We start from the raw sequence: 23,183 nt of genomic DNA, 5'->3' as shown, positions 1-23,183 counted from the left end.
TTTCGACGAGATGACCTCGATCTCGAAGGACATCCGCGCCGAGCTCGCAAACCACTTCACCGTCGACCGGCCCGAAGTCGTGGCCGAGCAGATCTCCAACGACGGCACCCGCAAGTGGCTGTTGCGCCTGCCGAGCGGCGACAATGTCGAGAGGGCGCACGAGGTCGAATGCGTCTACATCCCCGAGACCGATCGCGGCACGCTGTGCGTCTCCTCGCAGGTCGGCTGCACCCTGAACTGCGCGTTCTGCCACACCGGCACGCAGCGGCTGGTGCGTAACCTCACCGCCGGTGAGATCGTCGGGCAGGTGATGGTGGCGCGCGATCGCTTGAACGATTGGGCCGATCGCGAGAACGGCACACGCCTCGTCACCAACATCGTGATGATGGGCATGGGCGAGCCGCTCTACAATTTCGACGCGGTGCGCGATGCGTTGCTCATCGTTGGAGACAATGAGGGCATCGGCATCTCCCGCCGCCGCATCACGCTGTCGACCTCGGGGGTAGTTCCGAACATCGTCCGCGCCGGCGACGAGATCGGCGTCATGCTCGCGATCTCGCTGCACGCGGTGCGCGACGAGCTGCGCAACGAGCTCGTGCCGCTCAATCGCAAATATCCGATCGCGGAATTGTTGCAGGCCTGCCGCGATTATCCGGGCGCCTCGAATGCGCGCCGCATCACCTTCGAATATGTGATGCTCAAGGGCGTCAACGATTCCCTCGACGACGCCAGGCTCCTGGTGAAGCTGCTCAAGGGCATCCCGGCCAAGATCAACCTGATCCCGTTCAATCCCTGGCCCGGCACGGCCTATGAATGCTCGGACTGGGACCAGATCGAAAAATTCTCCGAATATATCTTCAACGCCGGCTATTCCTCGCCGGTGCGTACGCCGCGTGGCCGCGACATCCTGGCCGCCTGCGGCCAGCTCAAATCGGAGACGGAGAAGCTCTCGGCCCGCGAGCGCCAGGCGCTGCGCGCGATGGCGATGACCGATTGACATGAAGCGGCCATCAACGTGCGGCATGGCCGGGCATCTTTTTCTAGGCAGTTGTTCCGGGGCGGCTCGAAGAGTGCGCAGTTGCGCACCGGAGAATCTCGAGGTTCCCCGAAGCGCAATTGCGCTCGGAGGTTCTCGCTTTGCGAGCCCGGAATGACGGTGGGGGAACGTTGTGTTGCATTCGGTGAACGATGATGGATGCGTCCGATGGCACTGATCGGCCGCCTCGTCGTGATCTTTCTCGGCTTTCTGGCCTCATGCCTGGTCGGCGGCATGATCGTCGTGGCTGCGCTGCTGTTTCCGGAATTCGCAGATCTCGGTGCGGGTCCCGTCGATGAAGGCACGATCGACATCCTGCTCGGCTTCGGCTTCATCTTCGTCTCCGGATTTGCGCTGCTGCCGGCGCTGGTCATCGTGGCGATCACCGAGGCCTTCTTCATCCGCAGCGCGCTCGCCTACGCGGTCGGCGGCGGGCTCGTCGGGCTTGCCTGCTATCTCGGCCTCATTCCCTTCCATCCCGAGACGCTGGAGTTCGAGGGCATCGTGCGACGTCATCTGGAGATCATGACCGGCGCGGGCATCGTCGCCGGCGTCGTCTACTGGATGATCGCCGGCCGCAACGCGGGCGCCTGGCGTCATCCGCCGCCCCCGCGCAAGCCGCCCCCACCGCTGCCCTCGCATTCAAGGCCGGATGCGCGGTGATGCTTTCTGACGCCCTCCAGTGGAGGGTGGGCATCTCGCCGCGGGGTTTCCATCTCCTCCTCACTCCGCTAAACCGCGTGCCATGAACCGGACTGGACTCTTCATCGCGCTGGCGCTGTGGCTCGTGATCGGCGTCGTCTTCGGCGTCTTTCCCGAGCTCGATCTCAAGCTCGCCGCGCTGTTCTTCGATCCCGAGACGAAGACGTTTCCGCTCAAGCTGAATGGCTGGGCGAGCTTTGCGCGCGATGCGGCGATGTGGATCGCCTGGGCGTTCGCACTGCCATCGATCGTGGCGCTGGTAGTCAAGCTGATCAGGCCCGATCGGCCGTTGCTGGTCTCGGGACGAACCATCGTCTTTCTGCTGGTGACGTTGACGCTGTCAGCGGGCATTCTCACCAATCTCGCCTTCAAGTCCTATTGGGGGCGGCCGCGCCCGGTGGTCGTGACCGAGTTCGCCGGCGATCTGCCATTCGTGCCGTGGTGGGATCCGCGTGGCGGCTGTGGGCGCAACTGCTCGTTCTTCTCCGGCGAGGGCGCGACCGCGTTCTGGACGCTGGCGCCAGCCGCGCTGGCGCCGCCCGCCTGGCGGCCGCTCGCTTATGCCGGGGCCGTGGTGTTCGGCGCCGCGACCAGCGGTCTGCGCATGGCCTTCGGCGGGCACTTTTTCACCGACGTCTCGATCGCGGGCCTGGTTACCTTCCTGGTGATCTGGCTCGCCTACGCCCTGATTTACCGCTGGCCGCGGACACGGATTTCCGACGAGGCGGTCGATGCCGCCCTGACCCGGCTGGCCCGGCCGGCCTATCGGCTCCGGCAGCGCCTGTTCGGCCGCAAAACCGGTCCGGCGGCGTCGACGTGAGCCATTAAAGGCGTGCCCATGCGCGCGAAATTTGATAATCGCGCAAGTCCAAACCGAAAGACGATATCAGCCCCTTAAGATCCGATTGGAAGCGCCATGACTACGATTCTGAAGAGCCTGCCCAAGGGAGAAAAGGTCGGCATCGCTTTCTCCGGCGGTCTCGACACCAGCGCAGCGCTGCTCTGGATGAAGCAGAAGGGCGCGCGTTGCTACGCCTATACCGCCAATCTCGGTCAGCCGGATGAGGCCGACTACAACGAGATCCCGCGCAAGGCGATGGAGTTCGGCGCCGAAAAGGCGCGGCTCGTCGATTGCCGTACCCAGCTCGTCCACGAAGGCATCGCCGCGATCCAGTCGGGCGCCTTCCATATCTCGACCGGCGGCATCACCTATTTCAACACCACGCCGCTCGGCCGCGCCGTGACCGGCACGATGCTGGTTGCCGCGATGAAGGAAGACGGCGTCAACATCTGGGGCGACGGCTCGACCTTCAAGGGCAACGACATCGAGCGCTTCTATCGCTACGGCCTTCTGACCAATCCGAGCCTGCGCATCTACAAGCCGTGGCTCGACCAGCAGTTCATCGACGAGCTCGGTGGCCGTGCCGAAATGTCGGCGTTCATGACCGCCCAGGGTTTTGCGTACAAGATGAGCGCGGAGAAGGCGTACTCGACCGACAGCAATCTGCTCGGCGCCACGCACGAGGCGAAGGATCTCGAGAGCCTCGACAGCGGCATCAAGATCGTCAATCCCATCATGGGCGTGCCGTTCTGGCGCGACGACTGCGCGGTCAAGGCCGAGAAGGTCGTCGTGCGTTTCCAGGAGGGCCAGCCCACGGCGCTCAACGGCCAGACCTTTGCCGATCCGGTCGCGCTGTTCCTGGAAGCCAATGCGATCGGCGGCCGCCATGGCCTCGGCATGAGCGACCAGATTGAGAACCGCATCATCGAGGCCAAGAGCCGCGGCATTTACGAGGCGCCCGGCATGGCGCTCCTGCACATCGCCTATGAGCGCCTCGTCACCGGCATCCACAACGAGGACACGATCGAGCAATACCGCATCAGCGGCCTGCGCCTCGGCCGCCTGCTCTATCAGGGCCGCTGGTTCGACTCGCAGGCCCTCATGCTGCGCGAGACCGCGCAGCGCTGGGTGGCGCGCGCCGTCACCGGCGAGGTGACGCTGGAGCTGCGTCGTGGCAACGATTATTCGATTCTGAACACGGAAAGTCCGAACCTGACCTATGCGCCGGAGCGGCTGAGCATGGAGAAGGTGGAGGATGCGGCGTTCACGCCGGCCGATCGCATCGGCCAGCTCACCATGCGCAACCTCGACATCGCCGATACCCGCACCAAGCTCAAGCTCTACGCTGAGAACGGCTTGCTGTCGGGCGGCGAAGGCTCGCAGATCTTCAGGCTCGAGAGCGACAAGGGCTAGAATCCTCGCTCGTGTCCCGGACGCGATGCAGCGCGAAGCGGTGCGTCGCAGAGCCGGGACCCAGAATCTCGATCCAATTGCATCGATAGTAGATGGGCCCCGGCTCAGCAGCGCATCACTTCGTGCTGCGCCGCGTCCGGGGCACGAGAGTGCAAGAAAAAAAAATGGCCGGGATCGCTCCCGGTCATTTTCTCTTTGCGATATTCTTACTGCCGCGGCGGTGGTGCCGCGTTGGCTTGGCCGCCGTTGAGCAGCGGGGTGATGCGGCGGACGGTGACGCGACGGTTGATGCGGCTCGGGCCGTCGGTCTGCTCCTTCAGGTACTGCTTGCCGTAGCCCTGCGAGGTCAGGTTCTCCGCGGGCACACCAAACTGCTGGGTCAGCAATTCGGCCGCGGCCTGCGCCCGGCGATCCGACAGCGACAGATTGTCGACGTCGTTACCGACCGCGTCGGTGTGGCCCTCGATCAGGAACACCTCCTGCGGATTGGCCTGGATCGCCTGGTTGATGCCGTCGGCGATCACCTGGAGCCGCGCCGCCTGGTCGGGCGGAATGATCCACGATCCCGTCTCGAAGTTGATCGTGTTGACGTCGATGCTCGGCATCTGCATGCGAACGTTCGGCGAGTAGCGGATCTCATCGAGCGAGTAGCGTCGATCGATCCGTTGCACCGGCGGGGCGCGCATCGTGTCGTAGATCACCTGCGGGGACGCCTCCTCGGCGTCGACGATGTAGCGATCGTAGGGGATGCTGACCACCGGCGGCGGCACGTCGACATAGAAGCCGCCGACCGCCCGCGGATCGCGGTAGGTGTTGTCGATGATCACGATCTCGCGTCCGCGCGGGTCCCTGCGGATTCGCCGCAGCAGACTGCCGTCTGGACCGACCACCGTGATCACCTCAGTGCCATCAGGACGGATCACGACGGTGCGGGTTTCGCCGCCGACCGTCTCGGTTCGGATGTCGCGGGCGCCATAGCGGAAGCGATAGAGATCGTTGCCGCGGACATATTCCTGACCGCTGGGGTCGCGGATGATGATGCGGTCCGGCTCGGTGTAGATGGTGCGGCCGCCTTCGACGACCTCCTGTCGCTGGTTGCGGTAGTCCGCGATCGTCGCACCGATGACAGCGCCGGCCACCACGCCTGCACCGATCGCAAGCGGCGTCAGGTCACGCTGCGGCGGGCGCGGCGGGGGCGGTAGCGGCGCTGCGACCGCGGGCGCGGCCCGGAACGCCGGAGCAACCGTCGGCGGCGCGTATTGCGCCCTGTTGGGCGGCGGCGCTGCGGCTGGCGTGCCAGGCACGACAGTTGGCGCCGCGGCGCCGGCGGGAGGAGTTATGGGCCGGGCTGGCGCGCCCGCCTGCGGCGCAGGCGGAGTTCCGGCAGCGGGCGCGCCCGCAGGCGGCGTGCCGGCCGGCGGTGTTGCGCCCTGACGGCCGGTTGGCGGCGTCGCTCCGCCTGGAGCGGGTGTTGCGGTCGGTGCTGGCGCCGCACCTGGCGCCGCTCCTGGCGCGGGCGTCGGGCTCGTACGCACGGGCGGCGGTGGGGTCGGCGTACCGCCCGGGGCCGGCGTCGCAGTCGGTGGAGGCGTCGGCGTGGCGCGGGTCGTTGGCGCTGCCGGTGCCGGCGTTGGCAAGGGCGCGACCCGTCCCGGAGGCGCGGCCGCCGGAGGAGGTGGCGGAGTCGGTGTCGCCCGCGTGGTTGGGGGCGGTGGAGGTGGCGGCGTTGGCGTGGGCGTCGGAGCCACGCGCGAGGGCGCCGCGGCCGGAGGCGGCGGTGTCGGGGTCGGCGCATGCTGCTGCGGAGCCGGCGCCGGGGGCGCTGACGGTTGCTTCGGGGCCGCAGACGGCGGCGGAGGTGGCGGCGTCGGCCGCGCGGGCGCCGGCGGCGTCGGCGGTGGTGTCGGGGCATGCGGAGGCGCAGCCGTCGGTGGCGGCGCGCTCGGACGCTGGGGAGCCGCGGGCGGTGGCGGCGGCGGGGTCGGTGCGGGGCGAGCCGCGGGCGGTTGTTGAGCGGGCGGCGCCTTCGGCTGCTCCCGGGATGGCTGCTTCGGTTTTCCGTCAGGGCCGACTTCGCCTTGCGGCTGCGCCTGCGCGATCACGATGGGCGCGCTTTGCGCGTGCGATGTGGAGCTTGCGAATGGCAGCGCGGTCAGAGCCGTCGTGGCAAGCAGCACGAAGCGAAATTGGGTCATGTGGTGAGATCCTAGCGAAGGTTCTGTAGAGTTTTTTGGAAGTTCAGTGTTGCGATCAACGGATACGCATTAGGCCGGATTGTGGCGGGCGAACCAGCCGCGTCTCGATTTATTTCTGCATGCAAATCACTTCAGAACATCGACGTTCATTGCGCATTCAGGCCCATCTTGCAATCGCCTCACATGTGAGGTTGCGACAAATTCGCGTCCGTTGCGGGATTGGGCGTGCGCGGCCCGTTCGGTCCGCGCGGCGGAATCTCCTCCGGGACACGGCCGGGCAATTCATCGGGTCGCGGTGATTCGCCGGGCTCGCGCACCGGCGGTGCGATATCAGGCTGCGGATTGCCCGGCGGAATTCCCGGTGGCGGCTCACTCGGTGTGCCCGGTGTTGCCGGCGGAATCTCCGGGGGTTCGATCGGCATCATGCATCATCGACATGTCGTTGCTCGAAAGACGGTAACGTTGCCGATGCATCGATGTTCCCGTCCACCGTGATGATGGAACAGACTCATTCGGGCGCGTGACAGACGGCTTCGATGTTGTGACCATCGGGGTCGAGCACGAATGCACCGTAATAAGTCGGATGATAATGCGCGCGAATGCCCGGCGGCCCATTGTCGCGACCGCCGGCCGCGATGGCGGCTTTGTAGAATGCATCCACCGTGGCGCGATCCTTGGCGAGAATGGCGACATGCACGGGCTTGTTCAACGCACCTTCGCCGCCGATCCAGAAGTCCGGCTTGCCGTCGACGCCAAAGCCCGCGGCGGGATCGTGGCCGGTCTGCTCCTGCGTGACCTCCATGATCAGGCTGTAGCCGAGTGGAGCCAGCGCCTTGGCATAGAACGCCTTGGCCCGCTCATAGTCGGAAACCGGAAAACCCATGTGATCGATCATCGGAATCTCCGTCGTTGACTGTCGTCAGCGCGACAGGAAGGTGTTGCTCCGCGTCCTCTTCGTGATGGCGAAGCCGCGCGCGATCATGTCTGCAATACAATCCTCGCGCCATTCGTTTTGTGACAGATGCTCGATCACGACAGCGCGTGGCCATAGCGATTGCGGCGCATCGCGGAAGAAGCCGATCAGCACGCGGTCTTCAAAGCCCTCGACGTCGATCTTGAGGGCATCGACCTTCGTGACGTCGGACTCCTCGAGGATGCGTATCAGCCGTAACGACGGCACTTTGATGGCCCTTGCCGTCGCCGTGCCCGTCACGACATGGCTGGCGCCGAGATTGTCGCCGTCGGTCTCGATCATCAGCTCGCCGTCGGCTTCGCCTGCCGCAGCCTGGACGAGCCGGACCTGCGTCGATCCTCGGGTCGATCCTTGGATCGATCCTTGGATCGATCCCGACGCCGCGTTGTTGAACGAGAGTCGCGCGAAGGTCGTGGGATGCGGCTCGATCGCGACGACCTTGCCCTGCGCGCCGACGTGGCGCGCCATTACCAGCGCAAATGTGCCGACATTGGCGCCGACGTCGACGAACACGCCACCGCCCGGCGTATGCTGGCGCAGGAAGTCGAGCTCGTCGAGATTGTAGTCGGGGTTGAACAGCGCGCCGCGCTCGGTCGCGCTCGCCTGGTGATGGAAGCGAAACGAGGCGCCCTGATATTGCACGTCGACGGGACCTGCGCGCAGCAAATTGACCAGCCGCGACAGCCACGGGCGGAACGCACCGCGCTTCAGCCCGGAGCGGTGCGCAAGCGAAATGATCGCAGCCTGCGCCGCATTGGGCGCGAACGCGCCGAACGGCGCGGGCGTGGGGGCGGTATCAGGCGTCAAGCAGAAGTCCTCGTTGCAAGCGGCGCATGCATAGCCGGTTTTGCCCCCGACTCCAACGTCGCGGCCGGGGAATGTAGCCCGGATGGAGCCAACGGGTCGCGCGAATGCGCGCCCGATGACAGGCTCTGCGAAATCCGGGAGCCGGCGTGAGCCGTTCCCGGATTACGCTTTCGCTCCATCCGGGCTATGGACCTTGAGTTACTCCGCAGCGCCGTCCCGCACGCGGCGCAGCCGTGCGGCCTTGTACAGCATGCGCGACAGTGCCTCGATCGAGTAGGGCTTTTGCAGCAGCTCGAAGCCGAAACTGCCGTCCTGCGCCAGCACGTGGCTGTAGCCGCTGGTGAGCACGATAGGCACGTCGATGCCGCGGTCGCGGATCGCATGCGCGAGATCGAGTCCGGTCATACCCGGCATCACCACGTCGGAGAACACCACGTCGAAGCGGTCCGCGTCCACCGTCAGCTCGGCGAGCGCATCGCTGGCATTGTCGACCAGCGTGACGCTGTAACCGAGCTCGGTAAGCCCGTCGGCGGCGAAATTGGCCACCTCGATGTTGTCCTCGACGACCAGCACCGACATGCCGCTGCCGGCCACTGCGGGCGCGGTGTCGGGCGCCTGCCGCTGTGGCAGCACCTCGGCGGGCACGCGCGGCAGGAAGAGCGTGAAGGTGCTGCCGCGACCGACCTCGCTCGCAACCGTCACCTCGCCGCCGGACTGCTTGACGAAGCCGAACACCTGCGACAGGCCAAGCCCGGTGCCCTGGCCGATCTGCTTGGTGGTGAAGAACGGCTCGAAGATGCGGTCGAGCTGGCCTGCCGGAATGCCGGACCCGGTATCGGTGACCTTGACGGTGATGAAGCCATGGCTGCCGACGAGATGTGCCAGGCTGTCGGGAATGGTTGTCGCAGCCTCCACCGTGAACGTGATCCTGCCGCGGCCCTGCATCGCATCGCGCGCATTGACCGCCATGTTGAACAGCGCCGTCTCGAACTGGCCGGCATCGGCGTTGACGAGAAAGGACTCCGCCGGCAGCCGCATCACGATCTCGATGGCCGGTCCCGTCAGCGTCGCGATCATGTCGCGCAGCGACTGCACGCGTGTGCCGACGTCGAACACCTCGGGCTTCAGCGTCTGCCGCCGCGCGAAGGCCAGGAGCTGCGAGGTCAGCTTTGCGGCGCGCGCGACCGCATCCGTGATGGCGTTGATGTAGCGCTGCCGCCGCTCCTCCGACAATTGCGGCCGGTTCAACAGGTCGATGGAGGCGCGGATCACGGTCAGCAGGTTGTTGAAGTCGTGTGCCACGCCGCCGGTGAGCTGTCCGAGTGCCTCCAGGCGCTGGCTGTGCTTGAGCGCCTCCTCGGCGTCGCGCCGTCGTGCCGCTTCGGTCTGGAGGTTCTGCGTGCGCCGGAATGCCAGCGCGAGGATGAGGAAGAGCAGGGCCGTCGCAGGCAGGCCGAAGATCAGGTGCTGGCCCATGGTGGCGAGCCATCGCGACCGGATCGCCGAGGTCTCGAACCCCGCGCTGACATAGATCGGATATTCGGCGACGCGCTTGTAGCCGATGCGCCGCTCGATCCCGTCGGCGGGCCAGGCGATGGTCATCAGCCCGTGCTCGGGGCTCAGCGCGATCTTCCGGCCGACCGGCCCGCCCGGATCGAGGCGGACGTCGTGGTCGAGGTGCGGATAATGCGCCAGCAGGACGCCATCGGTCCGCCCCATGGCGAAGAAGCTGCCGGGATCGCTACCGATGCGCGCATAAAAGCTCTCGAAATATTCAGGAAACACTGAGGCCTGGATCACGCCGATGAAGCTGCCGTCGTCGGACTCGCGGCGGCGGCTCACGCCGAAGAAGCGGGCGCCCTGATAGGGCTGGCGTGGCGTCAGCGGCGTCCCGATGAACGTGCCGATGTTCTGGTCGACATGGGCGTTGAAATAGTCGCGGTCCGCGAAGCTGAGCTGCGGCGCCGGCGACAACAGGCTGTTGACCAGCGCATGGCCCTGCGCATCGAAGATCCAGGCGGATTTGAGCTGCGGCAGCGAATCGGTCAGCCGCTTCAGGCGCAGATGCAGCGCCGGCTCGCGCGACCGGATCGCCTCGTCCGAAAGGCCGTGCACCACCTCGTTGAGCTCGGCGAGGCTGCGATCGATGGTCTCGAACACCTTGAGCGCATGCTCATGGGCGACGTCGAGCGTACGCTCGATCTCGCGGTCGGCGATGTCGTTGGTCGAATTGTAGGAGATCGCCGAGGCGATGATGAACAGCGCAATCGGCAGCGCCAGGGATGCCGCCATCATCCACTGTAGCAGTTTCAACGAATTGCGTTGCGCGCCCTGCACAGTCGCTCCTGACCCGGAACGAAGCTTACTTGAATTTCCCGCAGGGAAGGAAGTGGCTTGTGATGGGAACCTTTGGTTGCAGCCGGAGCGATGCCGCGCGCAAAGGATGCGCCAGTAGCAATCTTATGTTAAACTACCGCAGGTAGCAACGCGGCCGAGACACTCGCAGCGGCCGCGGCGGATGCATAAAAAGTTCGCTTAAACCTGTCGCTCGACGAGCTTCAGCTTCAGCTCGGCGATCGCCTCTGCGGGGTTGAGGCCTTTCGGACAGGCCTTGGCGCAGTTCATGATGGTGTGGCAGCGGTAGAGCCGGAACGGGTCCTCGAGATTGTCGAGCCGCTCGCCGGTCGCCTCATCGCGCGAATCGGACACCCAGCGGTTGGCCTGGAGCAGGGCGGCGGGGCCGAGATAGCGCTCGCTGTTCCACCAGTAGCTCGGGCAGGAGGTCGAGCAGCAGGCGCAGAGAATGCACTCGTAGAGGCCATCGAGCTTCTCGCGGTCCTCGTGGCTCTGGCGCCATTCCTTCTGCGGCGTCGGCGAGGTCGTCTTCAACCACGGCTCGACGGATGCATATTGCGCGTAGAAATTGGTGAGGTCGGGGACGAGGTCCTTCACCACCGGCTGGTGCGGCAGCGGGTTGATCTTCACCGCGCCGTCCTTCACGTCGTGCATCGAGCGGGTGCAGGCGAGCGTGTTCTGGCCGTCGATGTTCATGGCACAGGAGCCGCAGACGCCCTCGCGGCAGGAGCGGCGGAAGGTCAGCGACGGGTCGATGTGGTTCTTGATCCAGATCAGGCCGTCCAACACCATCGGACCGCAGTCGTGGGTGTCGACGTAATAGGTGTCGACGCTCGGATTCTTGCCGTCGTCCGGGTTCCAGCGATAAACGCGGAACTCGCGAAGCTCAGTCGCGCCCGCGGGCTTCGGCCAGGTCTTGCCGCCGGAAATCTTCGAGTTCTTCGGAAGTGCGAATTCAACCATTTTCGATCAGGCCTTCGCTTTCGCTCAATACACGCGCGCCTTCGGCGGGATGTACTGCACGTCGTTGGTCATTGTGTAGTTGTGCACCGGGCGGTAGTCGATCGTGACCTTGGCGGCATCGTCGAGCCAGGCCAGCGTGTGCTTCATCCAGTTCTTGTCGTCACGCGCCGAATAGTCCTCGCGGGCATGTGCGCCGCGGCTCTCGGTGCGGTTGGCGGCCGAGTTCATCGTCACCACCGCCTGCGAGATCAGGTTGTCGAACTCGAGCGTCTCGACGAGGTCCGAATTCCACACCAGCGAGCGGTCGGACACCGCGATGTCGGTGATGCCGCCATGGACCTTCTGGATCAGGTTCTGGCCTTCGCTCAGGACCTCCCCGGTGCGGAACACCGCGCAATTGTTCTGCATCACATGCTGCATGCCCTCGCGCAGCTTCGCGGTCGGGGTGCCGCCGGAGGCATAGCGGTAGTGGTCGAGGCGGCCGAGCGACTGCTCGGCCGAGTTCGCCGGCAACTCCGGCTGCTTGCCGTTGGCGGTGAGCTTCTCGGCGCAGCGCAGCGCCGCGGCGCGGCCGAACACCACCAGGTCGATCAGCGAGTTGGAGCCGAGGCGGTTGGCGCCGTGCACGGAGACGCAGGCCGCTTCGCCGATCGCCATCAGTCCGGCAATCACGGCGTTGTCCTCGCCGTCCTTTTTCGTCAGCACCTCGCCGTGATAATTCGTCGGGATGCCGCCCATGTTGTAGTGCACGGTCGGCACGATCGGGATCGGCTCGCGCGTCACGTCGACATTGGCGAAGATCTTGGCCGACTCGGAGATGCCCGGCAGGCGCTCCTGCAGGACCTTCGGATCGAGATGGTCGAGATGCAGGAAGATGTGATCCTTCTTCTTGCCGACGCCGCGCCCCTCGCGGATCTCGATGGTCATCGCGCGCGAGACGACGTCGCGCGAGGCGAGGTCCTTGGCCGACGGCGCGTAGCGCTCCATGAAGCGCTCGCCTTCGGAGTTGACGAGATAGCCGCCTTCGCCGCGCGCGCCTTCGGTGACGAGACAGCCCGAGCCGTAGATGCCGGTCGGGTGGAACTGCACGAACTCCATGTCCTGGAGCGGCAGGCCGGCGCGCAGCACCATGCCGCCGCCGTCGCCGGTGCAGGTATGGGCCGAGGTGCAGGACGCGTAGGCGCGGCCATAGCCGCCGGTCGCCAAAATCGTGGTCTGGGCGCGGAAGCGATGCAGCGTGCCGTCATCGAGCTTCAGCGCGATCACGCCGCGGCAGGCGCCCTGGTCGTCCATGATCAGATCGATGGCGAAGAACTCGATGAAGAATTCTGCCGCATGGCGCAGCGACTGGCCGTACATCGTGTGCAGCATGGCGTGACCGGTGCGGTCGGCGGCGGCGCAGGTGCGCTGCGCCTGGCTCTTGCCGAATTCCGTGGTCATGCCGCCGAACGGGCGCTGGTAGATCTTGCCATCTTCGGTGCGAGAGAACGGCACGCCCCAATGCTCGAGCTCGTAGACCGCCTCGGGGGCGTGGCGCACCATGTATTCGATCGCGTCCTGGTCGCCCAGCCAGTCCGACCCCTTCACGGTGTCGTACATATGCCAGCGCCAGTCGTCCTTGTGCATGTTGCCGAGCGAAGCGGAGATGCCGCCCTGCGCCGCGACGGTGTGCGAACGGGTGGGAAACACCTTCGTGATGCAGGCCGTGCGCAGGCCCGCCTCGCTGCAGCCGACGACGGCGCGCAGGCCCGCGCCACCGGCGCCGACCACTACGACGTCGTAAGTATGGTCCTCGATCGGATAGGCTTTTCCGTTGGTGGCGGGAGCGCCGTTGCCCTTGCCATTCGTGCTGGCGGCCATGGGTTACACTCCGGATGACAGCTTGAGGATCGCATAGGTCGAGGCGAGCGCCACCGCGATCGAGAAGAAGTTGTTGAGCATGACCGCAACGAGCTTCAGCTTCTCGTTGTGGACGTAGTCCTCGATCACGACCTGCATGCCGATCTTCATGTGCCAGGCGCTGGCGAAGATGAAGAGCAGGAGGATCAGCGCGATCGGCAGCGAGCCGAGAATCTGCGCAGCGCCCGCCTGGTTGCGGCCAAGCAGCATCATGACGACGACGATCACGGGCAGCATCAGCAGCGTCATCGCAACGCCGGTGAGGCGCTGGCGCCAGAAGTCAGACGTGCCGGAATGCGCGGCGCCGAGGTTACGGACGCGGCCGAGCGGCGTGCGCATGCTGCGCTTGGGCGTATCGGTCGTGCTCATCGTCCGCCTCCGATCGCGTAGGCAATGATCCAGATCAGGACAGTGAGCGCGATGCCGCCGATCAGCGCGCCCCAGGTGAGCGCCTCGCGCTCATTGGCCTTGAAGCCGTAGCCGAGGTCCCAGACGAAATGCCGAATGCCGCTCAGCATGTGATGCATCAGCGCCCAAGTGTAGCCGAAAACGATCAGCCGGCCGATGATGCTGCCGGTAAAGGCCTGCACATGGGAGTACGCCGTCGGGCCGGAGGCCGCGGCGATCAACCACCAGGCCAACAGCAGGGTTCCGACATAAAGTGCGATACCGGTAGCGCGGTGGACGATGGACAGCGCCATCGTCAGCGTCCAGCGATAGACTTGCAGGTGGGGTGAAAGCGGTCGTTCGATCCGTGCGGTCATGGGCGGCTTTGGTGTTTTATTGCGGCCCAGCATGGGGCGCGCGGGGATCGCGAAAGGTCGGCCCTATTTACGGAGTCGAATCTATCCGCGCAATCACCAAATCGCCATAAAGCGAACTGTCGTTCAGCTTTAGAGGGGTGATGAAGCGAGACTGATCAGGGGCTTGGTATACCAGAGCGAGATCGGGATGTTGAAGAAGTGAACCAATAGCCAGTTTTTCTGACGCTCGCCTCGCGACTTGAAATCGCAAGAGGATCGTCGTCACGCGAACCAGTCCGTTCATGCTGCAAAGTGGGGTCAAAATAGCCCTGGAGGGAACCGCAAAAGAGCCCGCCGCGCCCGTCGCTTGACCGGTTTTCACCCTCCATCATCTCGCCAGGGCGTTTCCGATATGCGTGCCCCGCATTCCGCGCCTGTCGCCTCCCGCACGCGAGCGGGATCGCCTGGAAGTTGCGGATGCACCGCTCTTCGTCCGGGCGTATCGACCTGGAGCCCTGTCGTTGTGCGCCGGGATATGATTCGCGTGATTGCAGGTCTCAATCTCCAGGATATCGTCGAGCTGGCGCTGCTGCTCATCGCGGTCGGTGCGCTCTCGGGCTTTCTTGCCGGCGTGTTCGGCATTGGCGGCGGCGCGATCCTGGTTCCCGTGTTCTACGAATGCTTTCGCATGGCCGGAGTCCCTCTGGAGGTGCGGATGCCGCTCTGCGTCGGCACCTCGCTTGCGGTCATCATCCCGACCTCGATCCGCTCGTTCCAGGCGCATTACAAGCGCGGCGCTGTCGACATGGCGATTTTGCGCGTCTGGTGGCTGCCGATCGTCATCGGCGTCATCGCCGGCAGCGTGGTCGCGCGCTATGCGCCGGAGCGGCTGTTCAAGATCGTGTTCGTCGCCGTCGCCTATTCGGCCGCCGCGCGGCTGATTTTCGCGCGCGAGAGCTGGAAGTTCGGTGACGACCTGCCGACGGGCCCGCTGATGCGTATCTACGGCTTCGTGGTCGGCTTCCTCTCGACCCTGATGGGCATTGGTGGTGGCCTGTTCTCCAACTTGCTAATGACCTTCTACGGCCGTCCGATCCATCAGGCGGTCGCGACCTCCTCGGCACTCGCGGTGCTGATCTCGATCCCCGGCGCGCTCGGCTACATCTATGCCGGCTGGCCGGCGGCAGCGCGTTTTCCGTCAGTTGCCGCTCTGCAATTCCCGTTCGCGCTCGGTTTCGTCTCGCTGATCGGCGCTGTCCTGGTGATGCCGATGAGCCTCGTCACCGCACCGCTCGGCGTGCGAGCCGCGCATGCGATGTCGAAGCGGACGCTCGAGACCGCGTTCGGCTGCTATCTCTTCATTGTCGGCAGCCGGTTTGTGGTGAGTTTGCTTGGCGGGCAATGATGGCTCGTGGCAAGGCGCACACCACACACTCAGCTGTCATTGCCCGCGAAGGCGGGCAATCCAGTATTCGCGATTGAACCGAGAAGCTGCGGCGTACTGGATGCCCCGGTCAAGCCGGGGCATGACAGCGAATGTGGTAGCTAGAGGGTGCGCCCCTACTTCTTCGCGTAAATATCCCTGTACGTATCCCGCAGCACGTTCTTCTGCACCTTGCCCATGGTGTTGCGCGGCAATTCGTCGACGACGAAGACGCGCTTGGGCATCTTGAACTTCGCGAGCCGGCCGTCGAGCGCCTTCAGCACCGAGGCTTCGCTCACCTCAGCGCCCTTGTTGCAGACCAGCACGGCGGTGACGCCCTCGCCGAAATCGGCATGCGGCACGCCGATCACGGCGGACTCGATCACGCCCGGCATGGCGTCGATCTCGCTCTCGATTTCCTTCGGGTAGACGTTGAAGCCGCCGGAGATCACGAGATCCTTGCCGCGGCCGAGGATGTGAACGTAGCCCTTGGCGTCGATCTTGCCGAGGTCACCGGTGATGAAGAAGCCGTCGGGGCGGAATTCCGACTTGGTCTTCTCCGGCATGCGCCAATAGCCTTTGAAGACGTTCGGCCCCTTCACCTCGATCATGCCGATCTCGTCACGCGCCAGCTCCTTGCCGGTCTCGGGATCGGTGACGCGTGCGGAGACGCCGGGCAGCGGGAAGCCCACCGCGCCTGGCACGCGCTCCCCGTCATACGGGTTCGAGGTGTTCATGTTGGTCTCGGTCATGCCATAGCGCTCGAGCACAGCGTGCCCGGTGCGATCAGACCATTCGCGATGGGTGTCGGCGAGCAGCGGCGCCGAGCCCGAGATGAACAGCCGCATGTGCTTGGTCGTCTCGCGCGACAGCGCGGAGTTCTGCAGCAGGCGCGTGTAGAAGGTCGGCACGCCCATCAGCACGGTGGCGCGCGCCATCAGCTTGATGATCAGGTCGGGGTCGAGCTTCGGCAGGAAGATCATCGACGCCCGCGAAAACAGCGTCACGTTGGTCGCCACGAACAGGCCGTGCGTGTGGTAGATCGGCAGCGCGTGGATCAGCACGTCCTTGTCGGTGAAGCGCCAGTAGTCGACCAGCGTCAGCGAGTTCGAGGCCAGATTGTCGTGGGACAGCATCGCTCCCTTGGAGCGGCCCGTGGTGCCTGACGTGTAGAGGATCGCGGCGAGGTCATCATTCGCGCGCGGGACGGTGGTGAATTCGCTTTTCGCCTTGTCGGCCGCCTCCGTCAGCGAGCCCCTGCCGTCGGGCCCGAGCGTCTCGACCTTGGCCTTCACCTTGGCGGCTATCGCGGCGATGCCTTCGGCCTTGGAGGGATCGCAGACCACGAGCGATGGCTCGGCGTCCGTGATGAAGTAGTCGAGCTCGTTCAGCGTATAGGCGGTGTTGAGCGGCAGATAGACCGCGCCGGCCCGCACGGTCGCGAGATACAGCACGATGTTGGCGACGGATTTTTCCACCTGCACCGCGACGCGGTCACCCGGTTTTACGCCGCGTTCGACCAGCACATTCGCCATCTGGCCCGCGCGCGCGATCAGCTCGCCATAGGTGATGCGGCTGCCGTCATGGGTCTCGATCGCAAGCCGCGTCGGATCCTTCAGGGCATCGAACAGGCGGGAAAACAGATTGGCGTTCGCAGCTTGGTTCATGCAACATCCCTTGCCGGCGAAGGCCGGTCAAAACCGAGGGCTGGATTAGCAAAAACAGCCCCGATGAAGCAACGGAGACAGTTTGCATGACCAAGGAAAGGAAACGCGTGGCCTGGGTCACGGGCGGCGGCAGCGGGATCGGGGAGGCCGGAGCAGAGGCGCTCGCCGCCGACGGCTGGACGGTAGTGGTATCCGGCCGGCGCAAGGACGCGCTGGATGCCGTGGTGGCCAAAATCACCAGGGACGGCGGGGCGGCCGAGGCGATCCCGCTTGATGTCAGCGTTGCCGCCGATGTGCAGAAAGCGGTGGATGCGATCCTGGCGAAGCACGGCCGCATCGACCTCCTGGTCAACAGCGCCGGCATCAATGTTCCCAAGCGCAGCTGGAACGACCTGGAACTGGAGGGCTGGGACAAGCTCGTCGAGATCAATCTCAACGGCGTGCTTTATTGCATGCGCGCGGTGCTGCCGGCGATGCGCAGGCAGCAGGACGGATGCATCATCAACGTCTCGTCCTGGGCCGGCCGCCACGTCTCGAAGATGCCGGGCCCGGCCTACACCACGACCAAGCATGCGGTGCTCGCGTTGACCCATTCCTTCAACATGGACGAGTGCGTCAACGGCCTGCGCGCCTGCTGCCTGATGCCAGGCGAGGTGGCGACGCCGATCCTGAAGCTACGGCCCGTCGTGCCGAGCGAGGAGGAGCAGGCGAGGATGCTGCAATCCGAGGATCTTGGCCGCACCATCGCCTTCATCGCCTCCATGCCGCCGCGCGTCTGCATCAACGAGGTGCTGATCAGCCCGACCCACAATCGCGGGTTCATCCAGACGCCATTGAGCAGGGATTGACGACGACCGTAGCCCGGATGGAGCGAAGCGTAATCCGGGACAAGTCTGTCCGCGATGCGACAACCCCGGATTTCGCTTCGCTCTATCCGGGCTACAACCCTCATGCGCGCGCTCCCACACGTACACTGCCGTAGGGTGGGCAAAGCGACTTGTCCGCCGTAGCTCGAAGAGCGAAGGCGGAAGCGTGCCCACCATCCTTCCGCGAATCTGGACCTAAGTGGCGGGCACGGCGCTTGCGCGCCTTTGCCCACCCTACGGCACCGGCGTGCTTGGCGCGAGCGCGATGCACCCCACGAAAACCCCCACCCAAAGTTTCACGCATCACAATAAATTATTGTCCGAAACCGCTTCGCAAACCGTCCCGTAGTTCGGCCAACGACGGCGCTATCGCCTCACACCTGTCGCAGGTGCCGTTGTTGTTGGACCTCATCCAGATATCGGGAGACTCTCCATGTCGAAGCGTATTGCCTATCTCGCCGCTGCCGCCTTCAGCGCACTCGCCATCACCGCAACCTTCGTCGCGCCGGTTCGCGCCGAGGAAAAGACCGTCATGGTCGGCGGCGCCGCGATGTTCCCCTCCAAGAACATCATCCAGAACGCCGTCAACTCCAAGGACCACACAACGCTGGTGGCGGCGGTGAAGGCCGCCGGCCTCGTGCAGACCTTGGAAGGCAAGGGCCCGTTCACGGTGTTCGCGCCGACCAACGCCGCATTCGGCAAGCTGCCGGCCGGCACCGTCGATACCTTGGTCAAGCCCGAGAACAAGGCGACCCTGACCAAGATCCTCACCTACCATGTGGTGCCCGGCAAGCTCGAGGCCTCCGACCTCACCGACGGCAAGAAGCTCAAGACCGCCGAAGGCGAGGAGCTGACGGTCAAGAAAATGGACGGCAAGACCTGGATCGTCGATGCCAAGGGCGGCAGCTCGATGGTGACGATCACCAACGTCAATCAGTCGAACGGCGTCATCCATGTGGTCGACACCGTGCTGATGCCGGCGACGTAACACCGCAGCACCCTGTTTCATCCCCGAACAGACGCGCGAAACGGCGAGCCGGGGGATCCCGGCTCGCTTTTTTGTGACCACGATGTTTCATAGGCATCGATTCGATGCCCATGAGGGCGTAACGAAACCGAAGTTGCCGGCGTATATTTGTTGTCAAGCGACCCCTTGAGGACGGAACCACCATGTCCAGCCTTGCTGCAACCGATGCACCCGCTACCGCCTCGCCGGCGAAGGTCATTCAGCCGGCCTGGGTGAGGGTGATGCACTGGATCAACGCGCTCGCCATGATCCTGATGATCATGTCGGGCTGGCAGATCTACAACGCCTCGCCGCTGTTCAACTTCAGCTTCTCCCGCGACATCACGCTCGGCGGCTGGCTGGGCGGCGCGCTGCTCTGGCATTTTGCGGCGATGTGGTTGCTGATGATCAACGGGCTCGCCTATCTGATCACGGGCTTTGCCACTGGCCGCTTTGCCAAGAAACTTCTGCCAATCACGCCGTCGGGCGTGCTTCATGACGTCAAGGCGGCGCTGACCTTCAGGCTCGGCCATGACGACCTCACCGTCTACAATTACGTGCAGCGGCTGCTCTATGCCGGGATCATCGTGGTCGGCGTGCTGATCGTGCTGTCGGGCCTGTCGATCTGGAAACCGGTGCAGCTCTACTATCTGGTGATGCTGTTCGGCGACTATCCGACCGCGCGCTACGTCCACTTCTTCTGCATGGCCGCGATCTGCGCCTTCCTCGTGGTCCACGTTGCGCTCGCGTTGCTCGTGCCGAAGAGCCTGCGCGCGATGATCGTCGGCCGCTGAGAGGGAGGGAGCCATGGCCAAGCGTTCATTCCTGATCCCCGGCGTCGACAAGCGTCTCCTGATCAAGGATTCGCTCAAGGTGATGCCGGACCTGACCCGCCGCCGTTTCATCACGGGCGGCGCGAGCCTCGGCGCGCTGAGCCTGCTCACCGGCTGCGACGTCGTCGATTCATCGTCGGCTGAAGAAATGCTGAAGACGGTCTCGAAATTCAACGACGCCGTGCAGGCCTTCATCTTCAATCCGGACGCGCTGGCGCCGACCTTCCCGGAAAGCGCGATCACAAAGCCATTCCCGTTCAACGGCTATTACGATCTCGACGAAGCCCCCGAGGTCGACGGCAAGGACTGGAAGCTCGAGGTGCGCGGCCTCGTCGACAACAAGAAATCCTGGACGCTGGACGAGCTCTACCAGCTGCCGCAGGTCACGCAGATCACGCGGCACATCTGCGTCGAGGGCTGGAGCGCGATTGGAAGCTGGACCGGCACGCCGCTCCGCGATTTCCTGAAGCGGATCGGTGCCGATACCCGCGCGAAATATGTCTGGTTCCAGTGCGCCGACAAGGACGGCTACAATTCACCGCTCGACATGCGCAGCGCGCTGCATCCGCAGACGCAGATGACGTTCAAATATGCGAACGACATTCTGCCGCGCGCCTATGGCTACCCCATGAAGATCCGAGTGCCGACAAAACTCGGCTTCAAGAGCCCGAAATACGTGGTCTCGATGGAAGTCACCAACGAGTACAAGGGCGGCTACTGGGAAGACCAGGGATACAATTCGTTCAGCGGGAGCTAGCGTCAGAGATTGTAGGGTGGGCAAAGCGAAGCGTGCCCACCACTTCCGTATCGCGTTAACGACTGATGGTGGGCACGGCGCAAAAGCGCCTTTGCCCACCCTACGACACCGAGCTGTTCGGCCCCACCTTCCGCTGGCACAGCGCCGCCAGCGCACCAAGCGCAAGCAGCGCCGCCGAAACGTTCAGCGCATATGACAGGCTCCCCAGCGCATCCGTGATCGCGCCGACCACGATCGGCCCCACGGTCTGACCGACGCCGAACGAGATCGTCATCGCCGCGATCGCGGTCGGCCATACCTGCGGCGGATAGTTGAAGCGCACGAAGGCCGTCGTCGAACCGACCACGGCAAAGAAGGCGACCCCGAAGACGAGTGCCGAGATGGCGAGCCAGGCCGTCGACGCGCCGAGCATCGGCAGCGCCGCACCGAGCGCATTGGTGCCGAGGATGATCGCGGTTGCGAGTCCGCCGCGGTCGAGCGCGAGCACGCCGCGCCAGGCCCAGGGCGTGGCAAAGGCACTCATCCCGATCAGGCTCCAGAACGCAGCCTGCGCCGCCGCCCCGCCGCCGGCATCGCGCACATAGGCGATCATGAAGGTCATGTAGGCGATGTAGCCCGCGCCGAACAGGAAGTAGCCGGCGAGATAGATCAGGATGGGGAGGATCGCGAACGAGCCGTGCCCTGCCTCGCTGAAGCGCGCCTTGCTCTCGATGCGGATCAGGAACAGCGGGATGGTCATGGCGGCCGAGAGCAGCGTCAGCGCCCACCACACGATCCACCACGAGCCCGGCCCGAAATATTGCAGCGTGAACGGCGCGATCAGCCCTGAGGCGAGGATGCCGATGCCGGGGCCGGCATAGAACAGGCTGAGCAGGAAATTGGCCCTTTCAGGGTGCGACTGCGCGATGGTGGCGGCCAGCGCGCCGCCGGCGACGAAGCCGGCCGCCGCGCCCAGACCCAGCACCAGCCGCGCCAGGCTGAGCGCGATGAAGTCCCCGGTGAGCGCGCAGACTGCCAGGGCCGCGAGGCAGGCCAGCGTTCCGCCGCGGATCGCGGCCGACCAGCCGACCCGCTTGATCAGCCGTGAGGCCATCAGGGCGCCCGCGAGGTAGCCGACGGCGTTGATGGTATTCATGAACCCGGCGGCCGAGTAGGACCAGTTCAGGCTGTCCCGCATGTCCGGCAGCACCAGCGCATAGGCAAAGCGACCGATGCCGAGCCCGACCGTCGCCGCCAGCGACAGTGTCAGGATCCGCCGCGCAGGGCGCGCATCGGGTAGGGGGCGGCGATCTTGAGCGAGGTAGTTTTGGGCGTGCAAGGGATACTCCGGCGAGACCGATTGTGGCAGGCCCCGCCCGGCTTGCACAGCCGCGCCGCGGCAATGGTGTCTTGCCAAGCACGCAACGCCGCTCTAGCACTCCGGCCGAATTCGATCGAAGAGGAACCGATGATGGCGACCCATAAACTGCTGCTGCTCCCCGGTGACGGCATTGGCCCCGAAGTGATGGGCGAGGTGAAGCGGCTGATCGACTGGCTCAATGCGGCCGGGATCGCCAAGTTCGAGACCGACGCCGGGCTCATCGGCGGCGCCGCCTATGACGCGCACAAGGCGTCGATCTCCGAGGGTGACATGGCCAAGGCCAAGGACGCCGACGCCGTCATCTTCGGTGCGGTCGGTGGTCCGAGGTGGGATGCGGTTCCCTACGAGGTGCGCCCCGAGGCCGGCCTGCTCCGGCTGCGCAAGGATCTCGCTCTGTTCGCCAACCTGCGTCCCGCCGTCTGCTATCCGGCGCTCGCCGATGCTTCGAGCCTGAAGCGTGAGGCCATCGAGGGCCTCGACATCGTGATCGTGCGCGAGCTCACCGGCGGCGTCTATTTCGGCGAGCCGAAGACCATCACCGACCTCGGCAACGGCCAGAAGCGCGCCATCGACACCCAGGTCTACGACACCTACGAGATCGAGCGCATCGGCCGCGTCGCCTTCGAGCTTGCCAAGAAGCGCAAGAACAAGGTGACGTCGATGGAAAAGCGCAACGTCATGAAGTCCGGCGTGCTCTGGAACGAGGTCATGACCCAGGTTCACAAGCGCGAATATCCCGACGTCACGCTCGAGCATCAGCTCGCGGATTCCGGCGGCATGATGCTGGTGAAATGGCCGAAGCAGTTCGACGTCATCGTGACGGACAACCTGTTCGGCGACATGCTGTCGGATATCGCTGCGATGCTGACCGGCTCGCTCGGCATGCTGCCCTCGGCTTCGCTCGGCGAGGTCGATGTGAAGAGCGGGAAGCGCAAGGCGCTGTATGAGCCCGTGCACGGCTCGGCGCCCGACATCGCCGGCAAGGGCCTCGCCAATCCGATCGCGATGATCTCGTCCTTCGGCATGGCGCTGCGCTACTCCTTCGACATGGGCGCGCTCGCCGACAAGGTCGACGCCGCGATCGCGGCCGTGCTGGCCAGCGGTCTGCGCACGGCGGACATCAAGTCGGAAGGCACCACCGCCGCCTCGACCACGCAGATGGGCGAAGCGATCCTGAAGGAATTGCAGAAGCTGCACGCGTAACGGCAAGAGTCGTAGCGCGTTGTAGGGTGGGCAAAGCGAAGCGTGCCCACCCCTTCTATCGCAGTCGCGGAGAGATGGTGGGCACGGCGCAAGAGCGCCTTTGCCCACCCTACGCGGTCCGGCGTAAACGTGACCGGGATG

The 23,183-nt window shown here is 65.0% G+C and carries 21 protein-coding genes; 10 read left to right on the top strand and 11 right to left on the bottom strand.

Annotation, left to right across the window (positions count from 1 at the left end):
- The 4 genes from rlmN to argG all read left to right on the top strand — a co-directional run.
- Positions 1-997: dual-specificity RNA methyltransferase RlmN (gene rlmN / locus SO156_RS35465; protein ID WP_498538009.1), on the top strand; the 997-nt coding region annotated here is incomplete at its 5' end.
- A 207-nt stretch (positions 998-1,204) separates the two neighbouring features.
- Complete coding sequence (locus tag SO156_RS35460) at positions 1,205-1,699, top strand: hypothetical protein (RefSeq protein WP_498538008.1); 495 nt, start codon at positions 1,205-1,207, stop codon at positions 1,697-1,699.
- Between the two features lie 82 nt (positions 1,700-1,781).
- Positions 1,782-2,558: a phosphatase PAP2 family protein gene (locus SO156_RS35455; protein ID WP_458150771.1), complete on the top strand. Its 777-nt coding sequence runs from the start codon at positions 1,782-1,784 to the stop codon at positions 2,556-2,558.
- A 96-nt stretch (positions 2,559-2,654) separates the two neighbouring features.
- The gene (gene argG / locus SO156_RS35450; protein ID WP_498538007.1) at positions 2,655-3,992 is read left to right on the top strand and encodes an argininosuccinate synthase; all 1,338 of its coding nucleotides are present in this window, start codon (positions 2,655-2,657) and stop codon (positions 3,990-3,992) included.
- 206 nt (positions 3,993-4,198) lie between these two features.
- Here the strand turns inward: argG and SO156_RS35445 are convergent, their stop codons facing one another.
- The 9 genes from SO156_RS35445 to sdhC form a co-directional block, all read right to left on the bottom strand.
- The gene (locus SO156_RS35445; protein WP_498538006.1) at positions 4,199-6,187 is read right to left on the bottom strand and encodes an OmpA family protein; all 1,989 of its coding nucleotides are present in this window, start codon (positions 6,185-6,187) and stop codon (positions 4,199-4,201) included.
- 179 nt (positions 6,188-6,366) lie between these two features.
- Positions 6,367-6,609 carry a hypothetical protein gene (locus SO156_RS35440; RefSeq protein ID WP_458151383.1) on the bottom strand — a complete coding sequence of 81 codons (243 nt, stop codon included), beginning with the start codon at positions 6,607-6,609 and terminating at the stop codon, positions 6,367-6,369.
- Positions 6,610-6,695: 86 nt separating this feature from the next.
- Entirely contained in the window at positions 6,696-7,082 is a 387-nt protein-coding gene (locus SO156_RS35435) for a VOC family protein (RefSeq protein WP_498538005.1), read from the bottom strand.
- Positions 7,083-7,106: 24 nt separating this feature from the next.
- On the bottom strand, positions 7,107-7,967 hold the full coding sequence (locus SO156_RS35430; protein ID WP_498538004.1) for an FkbM family methyltransferase: 861 nt from the start codon (positions 7,965-7,967) through the stop codon (positions 7,107-7,109).
- Between the two features lie 198 nt (positions 7,968-8,165).
- On the bottom strand, positions 8,166-10,304 hold the full coding sequence (locus SO156_RS35425; RefSeq protein WP_498538003.1) for an ATP-binding protein: 2,139 nt from the start codon (positions 10,302-10,304) through the stop codon (positions 8,166-8,168).
- Positions 10,305-10,502: 198 nt separating this feature from the next.
- Positions 10,503-11,285, bottom strand: a complete 783-nt coding sequence (locus tag SO156_RS35420) for a succinate dehydrogenase iron-sulfur subunit (protein WP_449383709.1) — start codon at positions 11,283-11,285, stop codon at positions 10,503-10,505.
- A 24-nt stretch (positions 11,286-11,309) separates the two neighbouring features.
- Positions 11,310-13,145 (bottom strand): succinate dehydrogenase flavoprotein subunit, encoded by a 1,836-nt coding sequence (gene sdhA, locus SO156_RS35415; RefSeq protein ID WP_458151379.1) that lies wholly within the window; start codon positions 13,143-13,145, stop codon positions 11,310-11,312.
- 3 nt (positions 13,146-13,148) lie between these two features.
- Positions 13,149-13,553, bottom strand: coding sequence for a succinate dehydrogenase, hydrophobic membrane anchor protein (sdhD, locus tag SO156_RS35410; RefSeq protein WP_283039031.1), 405 nt, complete (start codon positions 13,551-13,553; stop codon positions 13,149-13,151).
- Positions 13,550-13,948: a succinate dehydrogenase, cytochrome b556 subunit gene (gene sdhC / locus SO156_RS35405; protein ID WP_458151378.1), complete on the bottom strand. Its 399-nt coding sequence runs from the start codon at positions 13,946-13,948 to the stop codon at positions 13,550-13,552. Before sdhC ends, sdhD begins: the two co-directional genes overlap by 4 nt.
- A gap of 523 nt (positions 13,949-14,471) precedes the next feature.
- On the opposite strand from sdhC, the gene SO156_RS35400 reads away from it, so the two are divergent.
- Positions 14,472-15,332, top strand: a complete 861-nt coding sequence (locus SO156_RS35400; protein WP_498538002.1) for a sulfite exporter TauE/SafE family protein — start codon at positions 14,472-14,474, stop codon at positions 15,330-15,332.
- 155 nt (positions 15,333-15,487) lie between these two features.
- On the opposite strand, the gene SO156_RS35395 is transcribed toward SO156_RS35400, so the two are convergent.
- A complete protein-coding gene (locus tag SO156_RS35395; protein WP_498538001.1) occupies positions 15,488-17,017 on the bottom strand; it encodes a malonate--CoA ligase in 1,530 nt (509 codons plus the stop codon).
- 86 nt (positions 17,018-17,103) lie between these two features.
- On the opposite strand from SO156_RS35395, the gene SO156_RS35390 reads away from it, so the two are divergent.
- The 4 genes from SO156_RS35390 to SO156_RS35375 all read left to right on the top strand — a co-directional run bounded on the left by SO156_RS35390 (position 17,104) and on the right by SO156_RS35375 (position 20,479).
- Positions 17,104-17,865: an SDR family oxidoreductase gene (locus SO156_RS35390; RefSeq protein WP_498538000.1), complete on the top strand. Its 762-nt coding sequence runs from the start codon at positions 17,104-17,106 to the stop codon at positions 17,863-17,865.
- Between the two features lie 451 nt (positions 17,866-18,316).
- Positions 18,317-18,871, top strand: a complete 555-nt coding sequence (locus SO156_RS35385) for a fasciclin domain-containing protein (RefSeq protein WP_498537999.1) — start codon at positions 18,317-18,319, stop codon at positions 18,869-18,871.
- Between the two features lie 182 nt (positions 18,872-19,053).
- On the top strand, positions 19,054-19,683 hold the full coding sequence (locus tag SO156_RS35380) for a cytochrome b/b6 domain-containing protein (RefSeq protein ID WP_498537998.1): 630 nt from the start codon (positions 19,054-19,056) through the stop codon (positions 19,681-19,683).
- 13 nt (positions 19,684-19,696) lie between these two features.
- Complete coding sequence (locus SO156_RS35375) at positions 19,697-20,479, top strand: molybdopterin-dependent oxidoreductase (RefSeq protein WP_458151372.1); 783 nt, start codon at positions 19,697-19,699, stop codon at positions 20,477-20,479.
- 100 nt (positions 20,480-20,579) lie between these two features.
- Here the strand turns inward: SO156_RS35375 and SO156_RS35370 are convergent, their stop codons facing one another.
- Positions 20,580-21,797 (bottom strand): YbfB/YjiJ family MFS transporter, encoded by a 1,218-nt coding sequence (locus tag SO156_RS35370; RefSeq protein ID WP_498537997.1) that lies wholly within the window; start codon positions 21,795-21,797, stop codon positions 20,580-20,582.
- Positions 21,798-21,929: 132 nt separating this feature from the next.
- Here SO156_RS35370 and leuB point away from each other — a divergent pair, with 132 nt between their 5' ends.
- Positions 21,930-23,042, top strand: a complete 1,113-nt coding sequence (gene leuB, locus SO156_RS35365; RefSeq protein ID WP_498538010.1) for a 3-isopropylmalate dehydrogenase — start codon at positions 21,930-21,932, stop codon at positions 23,040-23,042.
- Positions 23,043-23,183 lie beyond the last annotated feature (141 nt).

Source organism: Bradyrhizobium sp. UFLA05-125 (assembly GCF_059803515.1).
Note: the sequence above shows the minus strand (reverse complement) of the source record. Positions and strands in the feature narration are given on the sequence as shown.

What these genes read in the sequence shown, in the direction of transcription:
- SO156_RS35460 (WP_498538008.1), top strand. Translation starts at nt 1,205, where the DNA reads ATGGCACTGATCGGCCGCCTCGTCGTGATCTTTCTCGGCTTTCTGGCC.
- SO156_RS35455 (WP_458150771.1), top strand. Translation starts at nt 1,782, where the DNA reads ATGAACCGGACTGGACTCTTCATCGCGCTGGCGCTGTGGCTCGTGATC.
- argG (WP_498538007.1), top strand. Translation starts at nt 2,655, where the DNA reads ATGACTACGATTCTGAAGAGCCTGCCCAAGGGAGAAAAGGTCGGCATC.
- SO156_RS35445 (WP_498538006.1), bottom strand. Translation starts at nt 6,187, where the DNA reads ATGACCCAATTTCGCTTCGTGCTGCTTGCCACGACGGCTCTGACCGCG.
- SO156_RS35440 (WP_458151383.1), bottom strand. Translation starts at nt 6,609, where the DNA reads ATGCCGATCGAACCCCCGGAGATTCCGCCGGCAACACCGGGCACACCG.
- SO156_RS35435 (WP_498538005.1), bottom strand. Translation starts at nt 7,082, where the DNA reads ATGATCGATCACATGGGTTTTCCGGTTTCCGACTATGAGCGGGCCAAG.
- SO156_RS35420 (WP_449383709.1), bottom strand. Translation starts at nt 11,285, where the DNA reads ATGGTTGAATTCGCACTTCCGAAGAACTCGAAGATTTCCGGCGGCAAG.
- sdhA (WP_458151379.1), bottom strand. Translation starts at nt 13,145, where the DNA reads ATGGCCGCCAGCACGAATGGCAAGGGCAACGGCGCTCCCGCCACCAAC.
- sdhD (WP_283039031.1), bottom strand. Translation starts at nt 13,553, where the DNA reads ATGAGCACGACCGATACGCCCAAGCGCAGCATGCGCACGCCGCTCGGC.
- sdhC (WP_458151378.1), bottom strand. Translation starts at nt 13,948, where the DNA reads ATGACCGCACGGATCGAACGACCGCTTTCACCCCACCTGCAAGTCTAT.
- SO156_RS35395 (WP_498538001.1), bottom strand. Translation starts at nt 17,017, where the DNA reads ATGAACCAAGCTGCGAACGCCAATCTGTTTTCCCGCCTGTTCGATGCC.
- SO156_RS35390 (WP_498538000.1), top strand. Translation starts at nt 17,104, where the DNA reads ATGACCAAGGAAAGGAAACGCGTGGCCTGGGTCACGGGCGGCGGCAGC.
- SO156_RS35385 (WP_498537999.1), top strand. Translation starts at nt 18,317, where the DNA reads ATGTCGAAGCGTATTGCCTATCTCGCCGCTGCCGCCTTCAGCGCACTC.
- SO156_RS35380 (WP_498537998.1), top strand. Translation starts at nt 19,054, where the DNA reads ATGTCCAGCCTTGCTGCAACCGATGCACCCGCTACCGCCTCGCCGGCG.
- SO156_RS35375 (WP_458151372.1), top strand. Translation starts at nt 19,697, where the DNA reads ATGGCCAAGCGTTCATTCCTGATCCCCGGCGTCGACAAGCGTCTCCTG.
- leuB (WP_498538010.1), top strand. Translation starts at nt 21,930, where the DNA reads ATGGCGACCCATAAACTGCTGCTGCTCCCCGGTGACGGCATTGGCCCC.